Consider the following 21205-nt stretch of genomic DNA (forward strand, 5'->3'; position numbering starts at 1 on the left):
CCAAATAAAAAAACCTCCTGAATGTTCAGGAGGTTTTTTTATTGTTGGCCCTAAAACCAGGAGCATCAATTCGCTTCCTTAAATGCCATAAAAAAAGCTGCACCACAATGGTGCAGCTTGATAAAATAAACAAACATGCAGTAAACGGCTACCCGCGACTCACTACTTGCCACTCGCTAATTCTCCGACCATCTTCTCCGGAACCACCCACTCGTCAAACTGCTCCGGTGTGACATAACCCAGCTTCACCGCCATTTCTTTCAGCGTGGTTCCTTCCTTGTGTGCTTTTTGTGCAATTTCTGCTGCTTTGTAATAACCAATTTTTGTGTTGAGCGAAGTGACCAGCATCAGCGAATTGTCAACATGCTTTTTGATGTTCGCCTCAATCGGTGCAATGCCAACAGCGCATTTGTCATTGAACGAAACGCAGCCGTCGCCGATCAGTCTTGCGCTGTGCAGGAAGTTGTAGATCATCATCGGTTTGAACACGTTCAGTTCAAAATGCCCCATCGATCCGCCAATATTAATGGCAACATCATTTCCCAATACCTGTGCAGCGATCATCGTCAGCGCTTCGCATTGCGTGGGGTTCACCTTGCCCGGCATGATGGAGGATCCCGGCTCGTTGTCGGGAATGAAAATTTCGCCAATGCCGCTGCGCGGACCGGACGACAACATGCGGATGTCGTTGGCAATTTTCATCAGGCTGACGGCAACCGTTTTCAACGCACCGTGTGCCTCCACGATGGCATCGTGTGCTGCCAGCGACTCGAATTTGTTTTCGGCCGTGCGGAAGGGAAGGCCGGTTAAATCCGCAATGTGTTTGGCCACATTTTCCGAATAACCCGGAGGCGTGTTGATACCCGTGCCCACGGCCGTTCCGCCCAGGGCCAGTTCGGACAGGTGGTCCAGCGTGTTTTTGATGGCCTTCAATCCATGATCCAATTGCGAAACATAGCCGCTGAATTCCTGTCCCAGTGTAAGCGGTGTGGCATCCATAAAATGGGTGCGACCGATTTTCACCACGTTCATGAACGCCTTGCTTTTTTCGGCCAGTGTGTTGCACAGTTTTTCAATGCCGGGGATCGTGGTTTCAATCAAAATCTTGTACGCCGCAATGTGCATCGCGGTAGGAAAAGTATCGTTCGACGATTGCGACTTGTTGACGTCATCGTTGGGATGCAGCACTTTGTCTTTATCGGTCAGCTGGCCGCCGTTCAGTACGTGGGCACGGTAGGCGACCACTTCGTTTACGTTCATGTTGCTTTGGGTGCCGCTGCCGGTTTGCCACACCACGAGTGGAAAAGAATCATCGAGTTTCCCGTCGAGGATCTCGTCGCAAACCCTGCCGATCAGTTCCATTTTTTCTTTGGGCAGAACGCCGGCTTCAAAATTGGTGATGGCCGCTGCCTTTTTCAGGTAGGCAAAGGCGCGGATGATCTCTTTGGGCATCCGGTTGATGTCCTGTGCAATCTTGAAATTATCAATACTGCGCTGGGTTTGGGCCCCGTAAATGGCATCGGCAGGCACCTGCACTTCGCCCATGGTATCTTTTTCGATCCGGTATTGTGACATGGTTTTGTTTTAAGTTTCGCAAAGATAACCGCTGATCCAAAGCAATTTTTTGAGGTTTGTCAGGAATTGTTTCGGGGTGGGATGTTCGTTCCACAGTTCTTTTCTGGACCTTTTTTTGTCGGATGTTGGGTAAGGTTTACTTATGAAATGGCTTATCGGTATCGTAATCGTTTTGTTCGCCGGCTGGCAGGCGACCGTCGCCTTGTTCAATAAAAACAAGACCGAAGATGTTCAAATGGTTACGACCGATTCCCTGCAGGCCCGCAGCTCCCTGCCGCCCGATCCGAAAATCGACAGTGTAAAGGCAGGACCCGGCAACATCGACACGGTTGTAAAAAATCACCTGCCCCTGCCCAAAGGAGGCATTGATACCAGGGGCGTGTCGCCGGCTGAAGTAGTGGCTTTTGCCAAAACGCAGATCGGTGTTCCTTATCTGTATGGAAGCACCGATCCTGCAAAAGGTTTCGATTGTTCCGGGTTTATTACCTATGTGTTCAAGCATTTTGATATCGTGGTGCCACGTTCGTCAATCGATTTTACCAATGTAGGAACAGAAGTGAGTGCTGCACAGGCAAAGGCAGGCGACCTGATTTTGTTTACCGGTACCGACAGCACGGAGCGGTTTGTGGGACACATGGGGATAGTGGTTGATAATTCCGATACACTGCGGTTCATTCACTCCACTTCCGGCCGCCAGCACGGTGTCACCATTACACCCTTGAATTCTTATTACAAGGGCCGTTTTGTAAAAACAATTCGCGTATTCCCGCAAAATGGATGAGGGAGAGATATTGAGATATTGAGATATTAGATATTGGGATATTGGATATTGAGATATTGGGAAATCATCAAGGGAATTATTTGACAGGCTGCTGTCATTTTCCCGTGAAAGCCGGTTTGCGTTTTTCCAGGAAGGCTGCTGTGCCTTCTTTCATGTCTTCGGTCGCAAAGCACTCGCCAAATCCCTCGCTTTCTATTTGATAGCCTTTTTCAGTAAATGCGGCGTTGGCGGCTGCAATACATTTACTTATGGCCAGCGGCGCTTTTGCAACAATTACGTCTAAAATGGATTTTGTTTTGACGAGCAATTCGTCCTGCGGCACCACGTGGTTTACTAACCCATATTGCAGTGCTGTTTGTGCGTCGATCATGTTGCCGGTCATCAACAGTTCCATTGCACGGCCTTTGCCAATCAATTGCACCAGCCGCTGCGTACCTCCATAACCGGGAATAAGGCCAAGGTTCACTTCGGGTTGGCCAAACCTGGCGTTCTCACTGGCTACGCGAAAATGGCAACTCATGGCCAGCTCGCAGCCGCCGCCCAGGGCAAAGCCATTCACGGCTGCCACGATGGGTTTGCGGTTGTTTTCAATGCGGGAAAAAATATCCTGTCCTTTTTGGGCCAGGGCCTGGCCTTCTTCCCTGCTGAGGCCCACAAACTCGCTGATGTCGGCACCGGCGACAAAGCCTTTTTGCCCCGCACCGGTAATGATCACAGCCTTAATGTCTTTGTTACTGTCAATGTCATTGAGCAGAGTATCCAGGTCGTTCATGACCTCCCTGTTGAGGGCATTCAGTTTGTCGGGCCGGTTGATTGTCGCGGTGAGAATGCTATTTTCCAGCGTAGCCAGTAATGTTTTGTACATACGTGTTGGTTAAAAGGAACGGTTATCAGTTACCCATTGGGTGATATAGCCTGCGATGTCGGCGGTAGACGTGCCGGGAGGAAACAGTCGTCCCACGCCCTGGGTGCGTAATGTTTGCATGTCTTCTTCGGGAATAATGCCTCCACCGGTCAGCAGTACATCGTTCAGCCCTTTTTCTTTCATCAGTGCTGCAACCTTGGGAAACACCGTCATGTGGGCACCCGACAGGATGGAAATACCAATGGCATCGACGTCTTCCTGCAGGGCCGCAGCTACCACCATTTCCGGGGTTTGGCGCAGGCCGGTATAGATCACTTCCATGCCGGCATCCCGCAGGGCGGTGGCGATGACTTTTGCACCTCTGTCATGGCCATCGAGTCCAACTTTTGCTACCAATATCCTGATGGGTCGTTTGAACGCTTCGCTCATAATGTTCGTCAAAAATAACCTAGTTTAGAAAACAAAGACGTTGATGATGAATTACCGGCAATTTGGAAAGACGGATCTACAGGTTAGCGAAATCGGATTTGGTGCCTGGGCTATTGGCGGCGCTGCAAGCGTGGGTGGCCTGCCGATCGGTTGGGGCGAAACGGATGATGAAACCTCGGTCAAAGCCATTAAGGCTGCATTGGATGCCGGCATCAATTTTTTTGATACGGCCGATTTTTACGGGCTGGGTCATTCCGAGGAATTGTTGGGGCATGCCTTGAAAGGAAACAGCAACTGCCTTCTTGCCACCAAAGTGGGCCAGCGAAACATCAACGAAAAGATCGTTATCGATTATTCCAAAGACTACATCCTCGCCGCCTGCGAACAAAGCCTGCAGCGGCTGCAACGGGAAACAATCGATTATTACCAGCTTCACGTGGCACGCCTGCAGCATTTGCAAAACGGTGAGTGTATCGATGCCATGGAGCAGTTAAAGAGGGAAGGAAAGATCCGGTACTGGGGATTGTCGCTCAATACTTTTTACCCGGAGCCGGAAGCCGGTTTTTTACTGGAGCAGGGCTTGGGCGATGGCTTCCAGCTCGTGTTTAACATCATCAATCAAAGGGCTTTGAGGGTGATGGAAAAAGCCGCGTCAAAAGGTTATGGCATCATAGCCCGTATGCCCCTTCAATTCGGCTTGCTCACCGGGAAGTTTTCGGCGGCATCACAGTTTGAAAAAAGCGATCACCGCAGTTTTCGTTTTTCGCCGGAGATCCTGGAAAAATCATTGCAATTGCTGGAAGAAAAAGTGTGGCCGGTGGGAAAAAACGAAGGCCTGTCCGAAACAAGCCTTGCGTTAAGTTATATTCTTAGTTTTCCGGAAGTCAGCACCATCATACCCGGCATTCGCACGCCGGCTCAGGTGCAGGGAAACACCGAAGGGTTGAAAGCGCTGTCGGAGGAAAATAAAGCGTTCCTTCGTTCGCTGGCAACCGAATGGGAACCGATTTTGCAACTAATGGAGCAAAGAGGTTAAGGCAATTGCTCCAGTGCCGCTTCAATCCGGTTGACGGTTTCTTCTTTGCCCAGTATTTCGGCGATGTCAAATACCGGCGGACCAAATTTTCCGCCAACAAGCATAAGACGCATCGGGAGCTGCAATTCGCCGGGTTTTATTCCGGCGCCTTCTGCCAGGTTTTTAAAGAGTGCTTCCAGCGTTGCGGCCTTCCAGTCGCTTACGCTGCGTAGCGGGTGACCGAGTGCTGTAAAAAATGCTTTTTTGTCGCTGTTCCACTTGGCCATTACCGGTGCAAAGTCAATTGTTTTTGGTGCCCGGAAAAAGAACGAACTGTGTTCCCAGAAGTCGGGTAACAGCGTACAGCGGTCTTTTACCAATTCCAGTATTTTTTCGAGGTAGGCATCATCCTGGATGGCCAGGCCTTTTTCTTCAAAAATGGATTTGACCTTTTGACTGTAGGCTGTTGCCGGCAGCTTCTTGATCCATTCGTGGTTGAACCATTTGGCTTTTTCAAAATCGAATTTGGCGCCGCCGCTGTGCACTCGTTCAACGGAGAATTTTTGCACCAGTTCGTCTTTCGTAAAGACTTCCTGTTCCGTTCCATCGTTCCAACCCAACACGGCCAGCATGTTAATGAATGCTTCGGGCAAAAAGCCCCGTTCGCGAAAGCCTTCGGTCAGTTCGCCGGTTTTGGGATCTTTCCAGTTCATGGCAAAAACCGGGAAGCCATACTTGGCTCCATCGCGTTTGCTCAGTTTCCCGCTCGGGCCCAGGATGAGTGGAAGGTGAGCCCATAGCGGCATTTTGTCTTCGCCAAACAAATGGCGCCACAACAGTACATGCACAGGTGCACTGGGCAGCCATTCTTCACCGCGAAAGGCGTGGGTGATCTGCATGAGAAAGTCATCCACGACAACCGCCAGGTGATAGGTCGGCATGCCGTCGGCTTTCAGCAATACTTTGTCATCCACCACCGAAGTATCAAAGCTCACTTCTCCGCGGATCATATCCGTGAACGAAACCGTTTCCTCTTCGGGCATTTTGATGCGCACCACGTGTGCCGTTCCCTGCTGCAAGAGGCTTTCCACTTCTTCTTTGGAAAGCGTGAGGGAGTTGCGCATTTGTGTGCGGACCGTGCGATCGTATTGTGGCGAGGGGTTTTCGGCTGTCCGTAACCGGTTGCGCATCGCATCCAGTTCTTCTGCAGTATCAAAGGCGTAGTAGGCCACACCTTTTGCCACCAGTTCTTCTGCATACCGGCGGTAACTTTCCTTGCGTTCGCTCTGGCGGTAGGGGCCAAAGCTGCCGCCATGCTGTGTGCTTTCGTCGGGCTCCAGACCGCACCACTTCAGGGTTTCAAAGATGTATTCTTCAGCGCCGGGGACATAGCGGCTTTGGTCTGTATCCTCAATGCGAAGAATAAAATCGCCTCCGTGCTGTTTGGCAAATAAATAATTGTACAAAACCGTGCGAACGCCTCCCAGGTGTAAACCGCCTGTCGGACTTGGTGCAAACCGAACGCGGACTTTCTTTTCTGTCATCCGGCAAAAATAGGTTGAGAATGCCTGAACTGCCGTAAGGGAATGAACGAAGGGATTGGGCCAGCCTTTCCGCTTTCATTAGTGCAACCAACCGTGCGTTGTGGGGATGACTGCCACGGGAATTGCAGGGCCGCTGACACTGTTTCGCTCTTTCAGCCTGGCCTATCTTTACACGGCATGCACAAATTCTTTTTAAAAATACCGTGGTGGGTCAGGAAACTCTATCCCACTTACTTATGGAAAATGCCGGCAAAAGAGAAAGTGCTTTATCTCACTTTCGATGATGGCCCGCACCCGGAAATAACACCCTGGGTGTTAAGTGAGCTGAAAAGCTATGGTGCAGAAGCAACGTTTTTTTGCATTGGGAAAAATGTCGAGCAGTATCCTGGTGTTTACCAGTCGATCGTAGCCGCAGGACATTCAACCGGTAACCATACCTACTCGCATAAGAACGGTTGGAAAACCACTGATACAGATTACCTCCAGGACATACTAAAGGCAAGCGCTGTCATCGACAGCAAGCTTTTCCGGCCGCCCTATGGCCGTATCCGCAGGCGGCAGGCCAGGGCCATACCAATGGCAATGGGCCGGCAGGAGGCAAGCGTTGTGATGTGGGATGTGTTGAGTGCCGATTTCGATCGGACCGTGTCCCCGGAGCAATGTGCCGCGATTGTTGTAAAGCATGCGGGGCCGGGTTCATTGGTTGTTTTTCACGACAGCGAGAAGGCCTTTCCCAACCTTCGCTATGCATTGCCGCAGGTGCTGGACTATTTTTCAAAAAAGGGCTATTTGTTCAAAAAACTTTGAGGCCGTCTAAAAATAATTTGGGCCTGGGTAGAAACCCTGGCCCGTTTTTAATCCGTACCCTATGAAAACTAATTTAAAGATATAAAGTTTTTTTTAATTAGTGCAAAGTTATTTGGCGTGAAATACCGTTGATTGTCAACAAAGCTTTGTTGTCGCAGGTGCCGTTTCCAAAGTCCAGAATGCCCACCCATGGCGTGTTTGCGGGCAAGCCATTGCGCACGGTTTTGACGCTTCCCTTTGAAAACCAACGGCAAGTAAAACGTTTGATCAGCGGTTCCTGGATTTCGGAACTCCAGGAAACCAGCAGGCTTCCTCTTTTGGTTTTGCCGGTGCTGTTTCCGGTAATACTGAAAATATCGTCGCCGGGCAGCAGGGTGGCATTTCCTTCGATCTGCGTGTGGAGGCGGGTGGCATTCCACTCTTCGTAATTGTCGTGGGGTTTGGAAATTTTCGCATTGATAACCTCCATCTTGAATTGTCGCTGGAGCGATGCGGGAGCCGTCGTATTGGTAATGCGGTGGGTGCCCTGAACGGCAAACGAGTCGATGGTGAAGTTATCAAACGTTGTGGTGGCCGATTTGCCGGCTTCCCGTAGCGGACCGGTATAGACAGTGGTGATTTTTCCCGAGCGGAGATGGCCGTGACTCAGGCAGCCGGTTCCAAAATCGATTGTTACGGTTTTCGGAAAAACAAAGGGCTGCAGCGGAACAATGGTGACTTTCACACAGGAAGGAATCGAGTCTGTTTTCTGTGTGCGGCTGTCACCTGCAACGCGGCCAAAAATTCCTACGCCGCCGATGCCCAGTTCATTATCCACGCCCATTACGTTGTCAAATACATCATTGAAAGCAAACTGGGATTCCACTTCCGATTCAGCAGAAAATTGCGCAACCTGGTCTTCTTCCTGGGTGGAAAGGGTGTCGCTGGATTCTTTTTTACACCCTGCAATCAGCAAAGCCATCATGCCGGCAGCCGTCATCATTCGGGTAAGGAATGAAGTTTTTTTCATAACCATTGTTTTAGTGCGCTCGTAAGAAGGGTTTAAAATAAGCAGGTTTAAAGCAATTTTAAATTTTTTTGGCAGCTTTGGGGGATGCAAGCCGTATTAATCGATACCCATGCACATATTTACCTGCCCGAATTCGATGCCGACCGCGAAAGCATCGTGAAGCGGGCAGAAGCCGCCGGCGTGAAAGCCATTTATTTACCCGCCATTGATTCGTCCACGCACGAAGCCATGCTGCGCACAGAACAGGATTACCCCGCATGCCGCAGCATGATCGGGCTGCATCCCTGTTCGGTCAAGGAAGACTTTGAGAACGAAATAGCCATAGTTGAAGACTACCTGCAGCAGCGGCCGTTTGCTGCCATTGGCGAGATCGGGTTGGATTTTTACTGGGATACGACGTTCACCCGGCAGCAATATGCCGCCTTTCACCGTCAAATAGAACTGGCACTCCGGTACAACCTGCCGATTGCCGTCCATTCCCGCAATGCAACGGACGAATGCATTGACGTGGTGAGCCAGTATCCCGGCTTGCGGGGTGTTTTTCATTGCTTTTCGGGCAACGAAGAACAGGGGCGGAAACTTATGGCACTCCAATTCCAATTGGGCATCGGTGGCGTAGTAACATTCAAAAATGCCGGGCTTGACAAAGTGGTGCAGGCAGTGGGCTTGTCGCATCTTATTTTGGAAACCGACGCTCCTTACCTGGCACCGGTTCCCCATCGTGGCAAACGGAACGAACCGTCCTACACTTCGCTGGTGGCCGAAAAACTGGCCGGTTTGCTGGCAACCAGCGTGGATGAAATCGCAAAAATTACGACGGGCAATGCAAAAAAGCTGTTTCGGATGGTAGAGAACCCTTAATTTTGCCACCCTTCCGTAGGAGACTTGTCCGAGTGGTTGAAGGAGCACGCCTGGAAAGTGTGTATACCTCTAAAGGGTATCGAGGGTTCGAATCCCTCAGTCTCCGCAAAAATCAATGTCAAACGAAGTCAAACACCTGCAAATCAACTGAATTGCAGGTGTTTTTGTTTTACTCCGTTGTCAAAATCACCCCAAAAAAAGCCAAAAACTAGTGAGTAATTCGTGAGTTGTTAAGCCAACAGGAATTTACTCACTGAACAGGAGCTAATGGGTTGATTTTTAACCAGTTCAGAATTTGAACAGCTCACTTTTTCACTCTTGCAGATCGTAAATTGTTAACCCCTAAAAACAAGTACGATGTTGGAGAAAAGTTTTGGGCTTTTGTTTTACCTGAAAAAGCCAAAGAATTACCAAAAGGGCAACATGCCCATTTACATGCGCATTACGGTTGATGGTACGGCCAAAGAAATTTCCACAAGCCGGGAGTGGGACCCTGCAAAATGGAATGTGCACGGACAAAGAGCCGCTGGGACCAAGGAAGAAAGCAAAGCATTGAACATTTTCCTGAACACGCTGCAAGCCAAAGTATACCAGGCAAGGCGTCAACTGCTGGAAGACAACAAAACGATCACGGCTGAATTGCTAAAGAACATTTTGAAGGGAAAAACAGAACGAGCAAAGATGCTCATGGAGGAGTTCCATTATCACAATGAGCAGGTGAAAAGCCTGATAGGAAAAGAGTATGCGCCGGCAACGTTAACCCGTTTCAAAACGACCTTGGAACATACCAAATCCTTCATGCAATGGAAATACGGCCTTACAGATATAGAGATCGGAAGTATTGATTTTGAGTTCATCACCGAGTTTGAATTCTGGTTCAAAAGCGTTCGAAGGTGTGGACATAATACAACGATGAAATACCTTGGAAACTTCAGGAAAGTAATCAACCGATGCATCCGCAACGGCTGGCTCGCAAAAGACCCTTTCATGAGTTTTAAAATGACCAAGCGGGAGGTGGAAAAAGAGTTTCTGTCAGAGGACGAACTGCAGCGTATTAGGGATAAGGAATTTTCTGCGGAGCGGCTAAGCCAAGTGCGGGATATTTTTCTTTTTTGCTGCTTCACCGGTCTTGCATACGCTGACGTGAAGAAACTACACCGTTCAGAAATTTGCATTGGTCTTGATGGCGAAAAGTGGATCTTCACCAACCGCAGGAAAACTGATACAGTTTCACGTATTCCGCTTTTGCCTTTTGCACTGGAAATCATTGACCGGTATGCTGACTGCCTGAAATGTGCAGGGAAAGGGCTGGTGCTCCCGGTTCCAAGCAATCAGAAGATGAATGCCTATTTGAAGGAAATCGCAGATGTGTGTGTCATCACTAAGCCACTGACTTCTCACATTGCACGGCATACATTTGCAACAACCATAACGCTTAGCAATGGAGTGCCGATTGAGAGTGTATCCAAAATGCTGGGCCATACCAACCTGCGTACAACGCAGCACTATGCAAAGATTCTTGACCGGAAGGTGAGCGACGATATGCAGGCGCTAAAACAAAAGCTCAAACTGGTGCATCAAAAAGCCTCATAGATAATCACGTACTTTATTTGCAGACCTGTTTTCACACAGAAGATAGCGAGTGGAAATGGGTCTTTTTTATTCCTTGCGGATGATCTTTTCACTGAGTTCCGGGGTGTCCATCATGCGTTCGATTTCGGTTTGTACCAGATCCAAAATGTCTTTTTTAATCTGCCGGAAATTTTCTCTAATTAAATTTTCATTTACCTCCGCAACCTGCGGCAACGCCTGATACGTTCGACTTTCTTTAGCCAGCTCGTTATAGTTGTTGATGATCTCTGCGCAGAAAGTTTTCAGAGCGATTTTTTGGTCGGGATTATCAGCCACTATGCCGACAAATTCGCCGCTGGAAAGAGAGGATATTTTACTGACCGGTACCGCCATTTCCAGCTGTTTGGAATCCGTGATGCTGGTGTCACTGCGGCCGGTGGAAATACTTTGTCTGTCTTGCATGGTTTTGCCAAATTTCTCCGAGAGATTTTTGGCTGTGTCACCGCTCACTTGTCCACTGATAACATTACCCACAACATTTAAGATTACGTCGGCCTGTTCTTTGCCATAGTGAAGCCGGAGCTGACTGGCATCCTGTACGGTCAACGTAGTTGCAACTTTGTTGCTTCGTGCTGTAGCAATTAGACTGTCGATACCGTTAAAATAGAGCGTTGGAAATTCATCAAAAAGCAGGCTGCATTTTAGTCCATTCTTTCTGTTGACCATGCGGGTCAACGCAGTTGTATAAAGTGAGAGGACGGCGCCATAGGTAGCGGATTTCTGGGGATTGCTGCCCATGCAGACCACCTTTGGAGTAGTCGGATTATTGATATCCAAGGTGAAATCCGAGCCGGAAAGCACCCAGTAAAGGGAAGGAGAGGAGAGGCGGGAGAGGCTGATCTTGGCCGAGGCAATCTGCCCTTCCAGTTGTTCTTTGGCATCGTTGAGGTAAGCGGAGACAAAGGGGTTGATCAGCACTTCGATCTCGGGTTCAGCCCGGAGAATGGAAAAGAGCTTGTCATAGCCCACCTGCGCCAGTTCAATGACGTGTGGAAGCGTGCAATATTTGCCCTCTTTATACCGGCGTAAAAACCAGATCAGGCCGGTGACAAAGTTGATGGGTGACTCAACGAAAAAGTCGCCGCCTTTCTGGATCCACTCCCGGTTCAGCCCCAGCATAATGGTGCGCGAGGATTCGGCTGCATCTGTGATGTCCAGCATTGTTTCTACTGCAAGAGGATTACAGCGGTGAGAGCGGGACAGGACATCAAAGTTGATGACGTAAAAAGCAGGAGGTGCAGGGTACCCATTTTTGTAGTGGAGGAAGTGGTTGTAAGCTATGTCAGTGAGATCGGGGAACTTGAAGTCGTACACGAACATAGCAAAGCCTTTTTGCAGGTGTTGGTCGATGATATGCCGGATGATAAAATATGTTTTGCCGCTGCCGGGTGTGCCCATCACCAACAGGCCACGAAAAGGATTGATGATATTGATCCAGCTACGACGCAACTTGCCTTTCAGGTTGTAGCGGGCCGGCAGGTTGATGGAGAATTCATTTTGCAACAATCGCTCCTCCTGAGGAAAGGTTTCGTTGACGGCATTGAACACCTCTGGGCTTAGTTTCTGCTGAATAATCCGGGAGAGCAGCGTGCCACCGGTCAGTACCAGAAGAAAGCCCACAGTAGCAGAGCCGATGTAAGTAAGAGCGATGGTCTTAATAGGTGCCTTTAGAAGCAACGCCACAGCGCTTCCAAAGTAAAGCAGCAAGCCTGCGCCAATATAAATTAGGACCGCTTTGGACTTCACTTTCTGATCTTTTCTTCCCCTTACCCCCACAAGCGAAATCACAAGGAAAAGCAAGGCAATCAATTTGGCTTTGAGGAAGGGTTGGAAAAGACCTGTCCTTGCTACATTTTTCAGCAGGTTATCTGTCAGCTCCCTTCTTAGTTGCCAGTGGACAAAAAGGCCATAACACTCGTAATAAAAGTGCAGCAACAGCACCACAACGCTGATCAGTCTTGTCAAGTCCATGATCTTGCGGAGTCCTTGTTCGTTTTCTCCGGTCTGCATACATCAGGGTTTTAGAGTTTCCTGCGTTTGCGTTTCTGTCTTTTCAGTTCAACGGGTACATTCATCGGCTGCGCTTCGGGCCTTAAAAGCCGGTCTAAAATGGAAAGGGCTACATCTTTGTTCCACCTTGTATTTTGTTCGGTAGAAACCTTTTGGGAATGTGCTTGTGATTGTTTTAGTTGCGATTTTTCTTCCTTGCTGATGGTTTGCGCAATACCGCACCTTTCCAGCACGCCTTTCGCGCTGTAGGGCTTTCCCAGATCACTGCCGTTGAACACGCACCGCGTGCGTTGATCGATGTAGGTGAGGCCATAGACAAAGCCCTCTTCATTTTGCCGGATCACCAGGGATATGTTTTCCTTTTGCAATGCTTTTTCCAGTGAGGAGAGGCTTCCGGGTGGTCTGATCATCACCCAGTCAATAGATGATTGCAGCTGCTTTTTGTAGGCTTGTTTCTGGACCTCATTTTCCCGGAACCGCCCTTCCATGTAGGAGAGTGTTGGCCTGTTGTAGATAGCACTTGCTTTTACCGGCACACCTACCTTGTTTCCCTTTTCATCGAGTATGCGGTAAACCAGTCCATGGTTCCGGTAAATGACGCTATTTTCAGGGCCTCTGTCCGCTAGAACATTGTAGGGCCGGAGCGCTGCATTCAGTTCCTGAAGCGAGGCATACTTGTAGTGCGGTAGAACGGTGTCCAGCACACTGGTGATGGCTCTTTTGGTGGGCTGTTTTCCGTAGACGGCTTTCTGTACAGGGGAGCTTTGCTCCACCGCAACTCTGTTATTTTTCTGGTCTGCTGCTTTCACCAGGCCAAACTGTAATTCCAACTCTTTTCTGGCTTTTTCCGAAGCGCCTTTTCCCAGGTTGTGCAGGGTTATTCGTTTGCCATCGCGTTGAATGTTGGTGGCGACAAGGTGCAGGTGCGGATGACCGGCATCTCGGTGCTCGTACACGAGAAATGGTTGGGCAGAAAAGCCGATCTTTTCCATATAAGCAGTGGCAATTTCCTTGAGCTTTTCTTCCGGTAATTGCTCTCCCTCGGCGAAGTTGAGCGAGATGTGAACCGTGTTCGTAGTTGCCCGGCTGTTTAGTTGAATAAGGCTTTCAAACCGAGCCAGTTTCTCATAGAAATTAAGGTTTTTGGCTTCCTTCAAAAAGCCACTTGCCAAAAGACATTTTGCCTTGTCTTGCCCAACCTTTTGTTCGTTGTAATTGAGAACTCGTTTGATGCTCGAAGGCACTGTTATTTTTGCAACCACAGGGCGTGAATTTGGGTGAGCTTTTGAAGGATCTCGTCCGTCTTCTTCAGCAAGGTGACCCGCTGGCTTTCACTCATCAGGATCCAGAGTTTTATCTCGGGAATTTTGTCCAAAGTGTGTAGCCGGTGAACGGCCTGGTTGAAGTTGTTCCCGATGGCGTTTAGCTCCTTTTTTAGCAGCACCATTTCTTCTAAAAAGTTATCAGCAGACCCGTTGCGAAACAACACTATTACAGGCTCTTTGAGCAGTACATTTCTGCCGTATTCACTCAAGCTCCTGCAAGTGGTTTTCCTGGAAAGTTTTAGCAGAGCATTTTCCTCGCCTTTACTCAGCCGGATAGTGAGCCACCGGTCGCGAACAGGTTTTATCGCTTTCATCACAGATCCTTTTTCACGTTCCTAACTTCTGGTTTTCGCCCCCGAACCGACTTCGGAGGGAAGGGCATTGTTTTCAATGTGTGCCACATTGGTATGGCTGAGCGAAGTGCTGCACATCCTGTACATGGCGGCAGCCCTTTGTATTAACACCATCCGGACCTTTTACCTGATCGTACTGGCCATCCTGGGGCCACTGGCGTTTGGGATGGCTGTTTTTGATGGCTTTGGCCATACGTTGACGACCTGGATTGCCCGTTACGTCAATATTTTCCTCTGGCTGCCAGTGGCCAACATCTTTGGCTCCATCATCGGCAAGGTGCAGGAAAAGATGATTGCTATGGACATCCAGCAGGTCAGCACCTCTGGCGACACGTTCTTTTCTTCAGCCGATACCGCTTATCTCATTTTCATGATCATTGGGATCGTTGGCTACTTCACCGTGCCATCGGTTGCCAACTACATCGTGCATGCAGGCGGTAGTGGTGCGCTCCTGCAAAAAGTCAATACCGTTTTCAGCTCCTCCGCTTCTTCCGCTACGCAAACGGTGATGCAAGGTGGTGCCTCAATGGTGAGGGACGTCTATGGCAATGTGCCTGCTGTGATCAATTCGGGCCTGGCCAACGGAAGTGCCGTCAGCAACTATTTAAAGGATAAAATCTCGGGAGGGTCAGCGTGATGTTTCCAAAAGCAAAAAACATTGAAGCTGCCTTTCAGCAGGTGCGGATGTTTTCGCTGGTCGTCATCGTCTGCACCGTCGGGATGGCCGGTTTTGTGACCTACAAAAGCTATCACCTGGCCGAGAACCTCCAGTCACACATCTATGTCTTGGCAGGGGGCAAGGCCATTGAGGCGTTTGCCAGTGACCGCAACGAAAATCTGCCAGTGGAGGCAAGGGACCATGTGCGGACGTTTCACCAGTGGTTCTTTACCCTGGCCCCGGATGAAAAAGCCATTCAAGCCACGATCACCAAGGCCCTGTACCTCGCGGACGGTTCGGCAAAAAGCCTTTACGAGAGCCTGAAGGAAAACAATTATTACACGGGCATTATTACGGGTAACGTGAGCCAGGAAATCACCGTCGATAGCGTTTCGGTGGATCTTGCTTCTGCACCCTATTCTTTCCGCTGCTGGGCGACGCAGCGGATCACACGGCCAAGTGCGGTGACCACCCGCTCACTCATTACAGAAGGATCCCTGCGGCCGGTCAGCCGCTCGGACAACAATCCGCATGGCTTCCTGATCGAAAAATGGCGCATCCTCGATAACCGCGACATCAAAACAGAAAAACGCTAACCATGTTTTGGAAAAGAAAAAAGAAGGAAGGGGAAGGGCAGGCAGCGTCCTCACTGTTCACAAGCCTGCTGGTTCGTTTTAACAGGAAACTGGTTTGGTTGGCGGACCACCTGCAGCACAGGTCTAACGGCCTTCCTAAGCGAACGCTAAAGCTGTTGCTGGGGGTCTTTTGTCTCCTGTTTGTTTCTGCCAGTGCCTATGTGCTGACCAGTAGCGTAAAAGAAAAGGGGCTGCCATTCCACATTACGCCGATAAAGGCAATGCCATTGGCCGTAAAACCGGTCCAGGTGCCTCTGAAGACTGAAGGGGAATTCCGGCGCATTCACAGGCTACGCCTTTCGCTTGACAGCCTTTCCAGGTTACCTGGTGAAAAGGTGCACCTGGACAGTTTGCTCAAGCGGTACCCAGGGATTTTAGATACCCTCTCCCTACTTGAGCGCCTCTATTACGAACAACACAAAAACTAAAACGATGAACGTTCAACTAACCAATCTTCAGCGACAACAGCGGGCACTCCTGGTGCTGCCTCTGCTGGTGGTACCGCTGCTAACCCTGGCGTTTTGGGCCATGGGAGGCGGCCTAGGGGAAAATGCCAACCCCAAGGAGAAAAGTGAAGGGTTAAATCTCCAGTTACCCCAGCCTGCGCTGGGAGATGACAAGGACAAAACGAAACTGAGCTTTTATGAAGCACAGAAAAGGGCAGCCGGCACTTCCCTGGATACGGCCGCAATGGCTTTTTACGGTCTTGGGGAACCGGCTCCCGGACCAACAGGTCTCTCTTCACGAAGTGCAGGAGAGCTGTATAATCCTGCGCCTCCTGGTTTGAAAGTGGCGACCGACCCCAATGAAGCCAGGGTTTATCAAAAGCTGGCCGAATTAAACAAGGCTTTGGCCAATCCCTCGCCCGCCGCTACACCGCCAAAGCGGTCGGCACTGCCCGTGCAGGACGGGTCGGGCACGGCTGCGGATATAAACAGGCTGGCAGCAATGATGGGGAAGGGGGATCCCAAAAGCGAGCCTGATCCGGAACTGGACCGACTCAATGGTATGATGGAAAAGATCCTGGATATACAGCATCCCGAAAGAGTGCAGCGCAAACAAGTGGAAAATGAACAAGCCAAAGATCGTCTTCGTTTGCCACTGCAAGCGCTGATCAAAACAGCAACCGTGAGTTGCCTTGACACCGGTCTTTTCGCTGCAGGTGAGGCGCCGCAGGGATTTTACAGCCTTTCATCCAAACAGAAGGAAGAAAAGCAAAATGCCATTGAAGCGGCCGTTTACCAGTCGCAAACACTCGTAGACGGTGCTGTCATCACCTTCCGTCTTCTTGCTGACGTCGTGGTAAAAAACACCCGTATTTCCAAGGGAAGTTTGGTATCCGGTACCTGTTCGCAGAATGCGGAACGATTGAATATCCAGATCACGTCCATTCGCCAGGGAAGCTCCTTGTTTCCCGTAAAGTTGACGGTATACGACCTGGATGGCATTCAGGGAATTTATATCCCGGGAATCATTGCCCGGGACATTGCCAAAGCAACGGTGGACAATGCAGCGCAGATGCTCCAGCTTTCTTCGCTTGACCCTTCGCTAAAGTCGCAGGCAACCAGTGCCGGCATCGGTGCTGTAAAAAGCCTGCTTTCCCAAAAAGTAAAGCAGGTAGCCGTTCAGGTAAAAAGCGGCTACCGGGTGCTGCTGGTTGAAAATGCTTTTTAGTCCTCTCAACATATAAAAATCAATTGGTATGAAGCAACTTGTGTGTTTGGTGTGTGCGCTTGGCCTGGTTGGCCTTTCTTTTGGCCAACTTCCTTCAATTGGTCTTTCGACCGCAAAGACGTCAAGCCTTGTCTTTCCTCTTCCGGTGAGGCATGTGGACCGTGGCAGTCCGGCGATTTTGGTAGAGCAAGTCAGCAGTTCGGAAAATATCCTGTTGCTGAAAGCTGCAAAGTCCGACTTTCCGGAAACCAACCTCAGTGTGGTGACGGATGACGGCAGCCTGTATACGTTTACAGTCTGCTTTGATCCTGATCCAACCATCCTTACTCTTCGACTTCCGTTGCAAACGGGTGGCTCCCCCGCTGCCTATGCTGCGATGATCCTGGATAACCCGCCGCTGCTGCATCACACGGGAAAAGAAGAAGGGGAGATCAGGGCGGCAGTGGCAGGCGTGTATGTAAAAGATGATGTTCTCTTTTGCCAGCTCTCGCTGGCCAATAATAGCAGTCTTGATTATGCGGTCGACTACCTGCGCTTTGCTATCTGTGACCAGAAAAAGGTTAAACGTACTGCAGTGCAGGAAAGAGAGCTGGTGCCCCTGGAAATAGCTGGCAATGTCACCGTGGCAAAAGCCGGCAGTCGCACCAGCATCGTTGCAGCCTTGTCGAGGTTTACCATTCCCGAACAGCAGTTCCTGGCAATCGAGATTGGCGAAAAGAACGGTGGGCGAAACTTTCGTCTTCGTCTCACCAATAAGGCGATTACCCGTGCTGTCATCTTGCCGGACCTGCGATGATCCTCCATGAGATCTCTTATGAGCTGGTCAATGACATCTATGGCGCCTTCGCCAAAAACGAGCACTGGATGGCCTATACTACCAAACCGTTCTTGCTGGAACGTGGCAACCTGCACAGTTTTGCGGAGGAAAAAACCGCAAAAGCATTTGTAGAGGCAAAAAGGATGCAGGGTGAAGCCTGGACACTCATAAGGGCTGAAAACATGGGTGATGTCTACAAACAAATTCTTTACGAAAAAGATCTATTTATCAATGTAAACACAACCGTTATGAACGAGAAGAACGTGGACTACCTGAAAGATAACCTGAAATACCTGGGTTTTGGTGACAGGCTGTCTTCCGGCCTGGAAGCGGAGGTGGCAAAAGGTGCACCGCAGTTCCAGCTGCACCTGGAAACAGAGATGAACAAAAAGTCGTTTGCCGCTGTGCTGAATTTCCGAAAATCCGACACCGGTGAGATGTACTTTTTCAATTCTTACCAGGCCTCCCTCTGGCGCTCCAATGGCGAGGTGATGGACCAGACCTTCTATGTCAACAAAGGCAAAGGGGTTACGCTAAAGGAGGCCTTTAACCTGCTGGAAGGCCGGGCTGTACACAAGGAATTGGCGAACAGAGAGGGCCAAACCTACCGTGCCTGGCTGCAATTGGATTTGGCCGAGAAAGACAAAAGCGGCAACCATGAAGTCAAGCAATTCCACGAGAACTACGGCTTTCACCTTGAGGATGCCCTCGGCAAATACCCGATCAGGGAAATGCAGGAAGCGGACTTGAAAGAAGTCCTGCTTCGCTCCCTGGAAAAAGGCAACCTGCAGGCAGTCACGTTTGTCGGTGAGGGCACCGTGGCAAAACTGTTTGTCGAGGCCAATCCGCAGTACAAATCGGTAAACGTGTACGACAGTTCGCTCCGGCGATTGCAAAAAGAAGATCTGCAGCTCTACACCGGCAGGGAACAGGCACAGGAGAAAGGAATGGGACAGAAGCAGGAGACCACCAGGGAGCGAAAAAAGAAAAGTGCCCAGCAGGTGGAAAGCCCACGGCAAACCAGGCCGGGCAAACCAAAGAAATCCATTGGTCATTAAAACGGTAAATCAAGCGGCAATGGCAGTAGAAGTCGTGACAAGGGAAGACCTGCAGGCCTTCCGGGTGCAGCTGCTCAATGATATCAGGGCATTGATCGCAGAGGGCCAGCCAAAGCCTGCAAGGGAATGGTTGAAGAACAGCGAAGTGCGAAGGCTGTTGAAAGTGTCGTCCAACACCTTACAACGGCTGCGCATTGCTGGAAAGCTGAAGTCCACCAAACTGGGTGGCGTGCACTATTACCGGCTGGACGACATTGAACAGCTGCTGCAAAGTGGCGCCTAACAAATCAGCATGCAGGTAAGGGAACTAACATGGTTTTATGAAGCCATCCGGGAGGATCACCGCATCCTGCCCAGCCATATAGCTGTATTTATGGCGCTGTTCCAGTGCTGGAACCAAAACGATTTTCAAAACCCGGTGCCCATCAACAGGCGGCAGGTCATGGAGGCGGCCAAAATCAGCGGACTGGCCACTTACCACCGCTGCATCCGGGACCTGCACGTCTATGGGTATATTCGTTACCAGCCCTCGTATCATCCTTCAAAACGCAGCCGCGTTTCGTTCCTGATACAGGTGTAAGGTTTTGTGGTGTCGTGCTATAAAACCTTGAGCAGGTTCTATCATATCAAAGGCGGCTGCCCTCTTTGCGGGTAGTGCGTATGTTATGACACATTAAAATTATTAATTATCTTTACCGGCATACCTTTTTGCGTATGCTTACCGTCTTGCTGGAGCCCCTTTACCACCGGGGAAAAGAAATCATTGCGATCCGCTTCGCCTATAACAAAGAAATAAGCGATAAAGTCAAACGGGTGAAAGATGCCCGCTGGACCCGTACCCACGGCTGCTGGTACGTACCCCTGACAAGGGAGCACTACACACTTCTCAAATCCGCTCTTTCCGCTTCTTCCAATTTGGACACCGCTGCGCTGCGGCAGTACCTGGAGCAGCGAAAGGCCATACAACCGGTCATTGAAAAAAAAGATACCATCAGCCCCAAACGTGCCTACCTGCTCCGGGAGTTTCCGCTGAACACCGAAAACCTGGCGGCGTTCGCCCGCTTTCAACAAACCCTCCAGCTCAAGGCCTACAGCAAAAACACCTTTCGAACCTATTCGACAGAGTTTCACTGCCTGCTGCGCCTTTTGGGAAATGTGGCTGTTTCCTCCCTCACCAAAGCCAACCTGGAGTCTTATCTTTTGTGGCTGGTGAAGAAAAGAGGTTACAGGGAGGCGCACCTGCACACGGCCATCAACGCCCTGAAGTTTTACTTTGAGCAGGTGGAAGGACGGGCCCGGGAGTTTTATGACATTCCCCGGCCCAAAAAGCCGCTCCGGCTACCCCACATCCTGGCCGAAGAGGAGGTGGTGGCACTGGTGAGGAGCACTCCCAACCTCAAGCACCGGGCACTGCTCATGACTGCCTACGGTGCCGGTCTGCGGGTCAGTGAACTGGTGGGTCTAAAGATCCAGGATATTGATTCCAAGCGAATGCTGCTTTTTGTGGAGCAGAGCAAGGGTAAGAAGGATCGCATGGTGCCGCTCTCCCCTCTGTTGCTGGACACACTCCGGCACTATGCCAAAGAATTTAAGCCCGGCTTCTATCTTTTTGAAGGCGAAGGTGGAAAGGCCTACAGTACCCGTAGTGCACAGGAGGTGCTCAAGGAAGCCAAAAAGCGGGCGGGCATCTACAAACGCGGCTCCATTCACAGCCTTCGTCATAGCTATGCAACACACCTGCTGGAAGGTGGTACCGATATTCGTTACATACAATCCTTTCTGGGCCATAACAGCCTGAAGACCACCCTCCGGTACACGCATGTGATGATGCCAAAAATCAGTAATATTGGCTCTCCTTTAGACAAACTGCCCTGGGACTGAGGGTTGCGTTTCGCATGTTTCTGAAACGGCTGTTCGCTGGTCAACCGGGGGGTGTAGAAACAGTAAAAACGCAAGTGCAAGTGCCTGAGTGTGTGAATTGAAGAACAAAATGGCTATACTTGTGGCAGCTAAAAAACATGCGGATAATAGCGTGTTATACGCGACTAAACAACCTTCCCTTTGATGCGAGCTTTTTACATTCTTTCTGGTTTATTTCTTCTCACCTTTGTTTGTCTCATTCCATTGCCTCGACATTTTCGGGAATACAGGGTTCAG

22 protein-coding genes and 1 tRNA gene are annotated in these 21205 nt (G+C 50.1%); 15 read left to right on the forward strand and 8 right to left on the reverse strand.

Translation table 11 applies throughout. The features are described 5' to 3' along the window. Positions 1 to 162: 162 nt before the first annotated feature. Positions 163 to 1575 carry a class II fumarate hydratase gene (gene fumC, locus D6024_RS08265; protein ID WP_121354092.1) on the reverse strand — a complete coding sequence of 471 codons (1413 nt, stop codon included), beginning with the start codon at positions 1573 to 1575 and terminating at the stop codon, positions 163 to 165. Positions 1576 to 1717: 142 nt separating this feature from the next. Here fumC and D6024_RS08270 point away from each other — a divergent pair, with 142 nt between their 5' ends. Beyond that, positions 1718 to 2356 carry a C40 family peptidase gene (locus D6024_RS08270; RefSeq protein ID WP_121354093.1) on the forward strand — a complete coding sequence of 213 codons (639 nt, stop codon included), beginning with the start codon at positions 1718 to 1720 and terminating at the stop codon, positions 2354 to 2356. Positions 2357 to 2450: 94 nt separating this feature from the next. Here the strand turns inward: D6024_RS08270 and D6024_RS08275 are convergent, their stop codons facing one another. Both D6024_RS08275 and D6024_RS08280 read right to left on the reverse strand, forming a co-directional pair. Next, positions 2451 to 3221, reverse strand: coding sequence for an enoyl-CoA hydratase/isomerase family protein (locus D6024_RS08275; protein ID WP_121354094.1), 771 nt, complete (start codon positions 3219 to 3221; stop codon positions 2451 to 2453). 9 nt (positions 3222 to 3230) lie between these two features. Further along, on the reverse strand, positions 3231 to 3650 hold the full coding sequence (locus D6024_RS08280; RefSeq protein WP_121354095.1) for a cobalamin B12-binding domain-containing protein: 420 nt from the start codon (positions 3648 to 3650) through the stop codon (positions 3231 to 3233). A gap of 43 nt (positions 3651 to 3693) precedes the next feature. Here D6024_RS08280 and D6024_RS08285 point away from each other — a divergent pair, with 43 nt between their 5' ends. After that, positions 3694 to 4686, forward strand: a complete 993-nt coding sequence (locus D6024_RS08285; RefSeq protein WP_121354096.1) for an aldo/keto reductase — start codon at positions 3694 to 3696, stop codon at positions 4684 to 4686. On the opposite strand, the gene gltX is transcribed toward D6024_RS08285, so the two are convergent. Beyond that, complete coding sequence (gene gltX, locus D6024_RS08290; RefSeq protein ID WP_121354097.1) at positions 4683 to 6209, reverse strand: glutamate--tRNA ligase; 1527 nt, start codon at positions 6207 to 6209, stop codon at positions 4683 to 4685. The genes D6024_RS08285 and gltX overlap by 4 nt on opposite strands. 177 nt (positions 6210 to 6386) lie before the next feature. Between gltX and D6024_RS08295 the strand changes: the two genes are divergently transcribed. Beyond that, positions 6387 to 7016 (forward strand): polysaccharide deacetylase family protein, encoded by a 630-nt coding sequence (locus D6024_RS08295; RefSeq protein ID WP_121354173.1) that lies wholly within the window; start codon positions 6387 to 6389, stop codon positions 7014 to 7016. Positions 7017 to 7113: 97 nt separating this feature from the next. On the opposite strand, the gene D6024_RS08300 is transcribed toward D6024_RS08295, so the two are convergent. Beyond that, a complete protein-coding gene (locus D6024_RS08300; RefSeq protein WP_121354098.1) occupies positions 7114 to 8025 on the reverse strand; it encodes a hypothetical protein in 912 nt (303 codons plus the stop codon). Between the two features lie 84 nt (positions 8026 to 8109). On the opposite strand from D6024_RS08300, the gene D6024_RS08305 reads away from it, so the two are divergent. From D6024_RS08305 to D6024_RS08315, 3 genes are all read left to right on the forward strand, one after another. Next, positions 8110 to 8886 carry a TatD family hydrolase gene (locus D6024_RS08305; protein ID WP_121354099.1) on the forward strand — a complete coding sequence of 259 codons (777 nt, stop codon included), beginning with the start codon at positions 8110 to 8112 and terminating at the stop codon, positions 8884 to 8886. Between the two features lie 18 nt (positions 8887 to 8904). Then, positions 8905 to 8992, forward strand: a tRNA-Ser gene (locus D6024_RS08310). Positions 8993 to 9243: 251 nt separating this feature from the next. Beyond that, complete coding sequence (locus tag D6024_RS08315; protein ID WP_121354100.1) at positions 9244 to 10479, forward strand: site-specific integrase; 1236 nt, start codon at positions 9244 to 9246, stop codon at positions 10477 to 10479. Positions 10480 to 10545: 66 nt separating this feature from the next. Here D6024_RS08315 and mobC read toward each other — a convergent pair whose 3' ends face one another. The 3 genes from mobC to D6024_RS08330 are packed head-to-tail and all read right to left on the reverse strand — an operon-like array spanning position 10546 to position 14167. Further along, the gene (mobC, locus tag D6024_RS08320; RefSeq protein WP_121354101.1) at positions 10546 to 12528 is read right to left on the reverse strand and encodes a conjugal transfer protein MobC; all 1983 of its coding nucleotides are present in this window, start codon (positions 12526 to 12528) and stop codon (positions 10546 to 10548) included. A gap of 11 nt (positions 12529 to 12539) precedes the next feature. Beyond that, positions 12540 to 13790: a relaxase/mobilization nuclease domain-containing protein gene (locus D6024_RS08325; RefSeq protein WP_121354102.1), complete on the reverse strand. Its 1251-nt coding sequence runs from the start codon at positions 13788 to 13790 to the stop codon at positions 12540 to 12542. After that, on the reverse strand, positions 13775 to 14167 hold the full coding sequence (locus tag D6024_RS08330) for a plasmid mobilization protein (protein ID WP_121354103.1): 393 nt from the start codon (positions 14165 to 14167) through the stop codon (positions 13775 to 13777). Before D6024_RS08330 ends, D6024_RS08325 begins: the two co-directional genes overlap by 16 nt. A 76-nt stretch (positions 14168 to 14243) precedes the next feature. Here D6024_RS08330 and D6024_RS08335 point away from each other — a divergent pair, with 76 nt between their 5' ends. The 9 genes from D6024_RS08335 to D6024_RS08375 all read left to right on the forward strand — a co-directional run bounded on the left by D6024_RS08335 (position 14244) and on the right by D6024_RS08375 (position 20929). Further along, positions 14244 to 14843 (forward strand): hypothetical protein, encoded by a 600-nt coding sequence (locus D6024_RS08335; RefSeq protein WP_121354104.1) that lies wholly within the window; start codon positions 14244 to 14246, stop codon positions 14841 to 14843. Further along, entirely contained in the window at positions 14843 to 15460 is a 618-nt protein-coding gene (traK, locus tag D6024_RS08340; protein WP_121354105.1) for a conjugative transposon protein TraK, read from the forward strand. Before D6024_RS08335 ends, traK begins: the two co-directional genes overlap by 1 nt. 2 nt (positions 15461 to 15462) lie before the next feature. Continuing rightward, complete coding sequence (locus D6024_RS08345; RefSeq protein ID WP_121354106.1) at positions 15463 to 15927, forward strand: hypothetical protein; 465 nt, start codon at positions 15463 to 15465, stop codon at positions 15925 to 15927. A gap of 4 nt (positions 15928 to 15931) precedes the next feature. Then, positions 15932 to 17173 (forward strand): conjugative transposon protein TraM, encoded by a 1242-nt coding sequence (traM, locus tag D6024_RS08350; protein ID WP_121354107.1) that lies wholly within the window; start codon positions 15932 to 15934, stop codon positions 17171 to 17173. A 28-nt stretch (positions 17174 to 17201) separates the two neighbouring features. Then, a complete protein-coding gene (gene traN, locus D6024_RS08355; protein ID WP_121354108.1) occupies positions 17202 to 17969 on the forward strand; it encodes a conjugative transposon protein TraN in 768 nt (255 codons plus the stop codon). After that, entirely contained in the window at positions 17966 to 19048 is a 1083-nt protein-coding gene (locus D6024_RS08360; protein WP_121354109.1) for a hypothetical protein, read from the forward strand. The genes traN and D6024_RS08360 overlap by 4 nt, the downstream gene beginning before the upstream one ends. A gap of 19 nt (positions 19049 to 19067) precedes the next feature. Then, a complete protein-coding gene (locus D6024_RS08365) occupies positions 19068 to 19331 on the forward strand; it encodes a helix-turn-helix domain-containing protein (RefSeq protein WP_121354174.1) in 264 nt (87 codons plus the stop codon). A gap of 9 nt (positions 19332 to 19340) precedes the next feature. Further along, positions 19341 to 19628 (forward strand): hypothetical protein, encoded by a 288-nt coding sequence (locus tag D6024_RS08370; protein ID WP_121354110.1) that lies wholly within the window; start codon positions 19341 to 19343, stop codon positions 19626 to 19628. 134 nt (positions 19629 to 19762) lie between these two features. After that, positions 19763 to 20929: a tyrosine-type recombinase/integrase gene (locus D6024_RS08375; RefSeq protein ID WP_121354111.1), complete on the forward strand. Its 1167-nt coding sequence runs from the start codon at positions 19763 to 19765 to the stop codon at positions 20927 to 20929. Positions 20930 to 21205 lie beyond the last annotated feature (276 nt).

The sequence above is a fragment of the Flavisolibacter nicotianae genome (assembly GCF_003628535.1).
Lineage (GTDB): Bacteria > Bacteroidota > Bacteroidia > Chitinophagales > Chitinophagaceae > Flavisolibacter > Flavisolibacter nicotianae.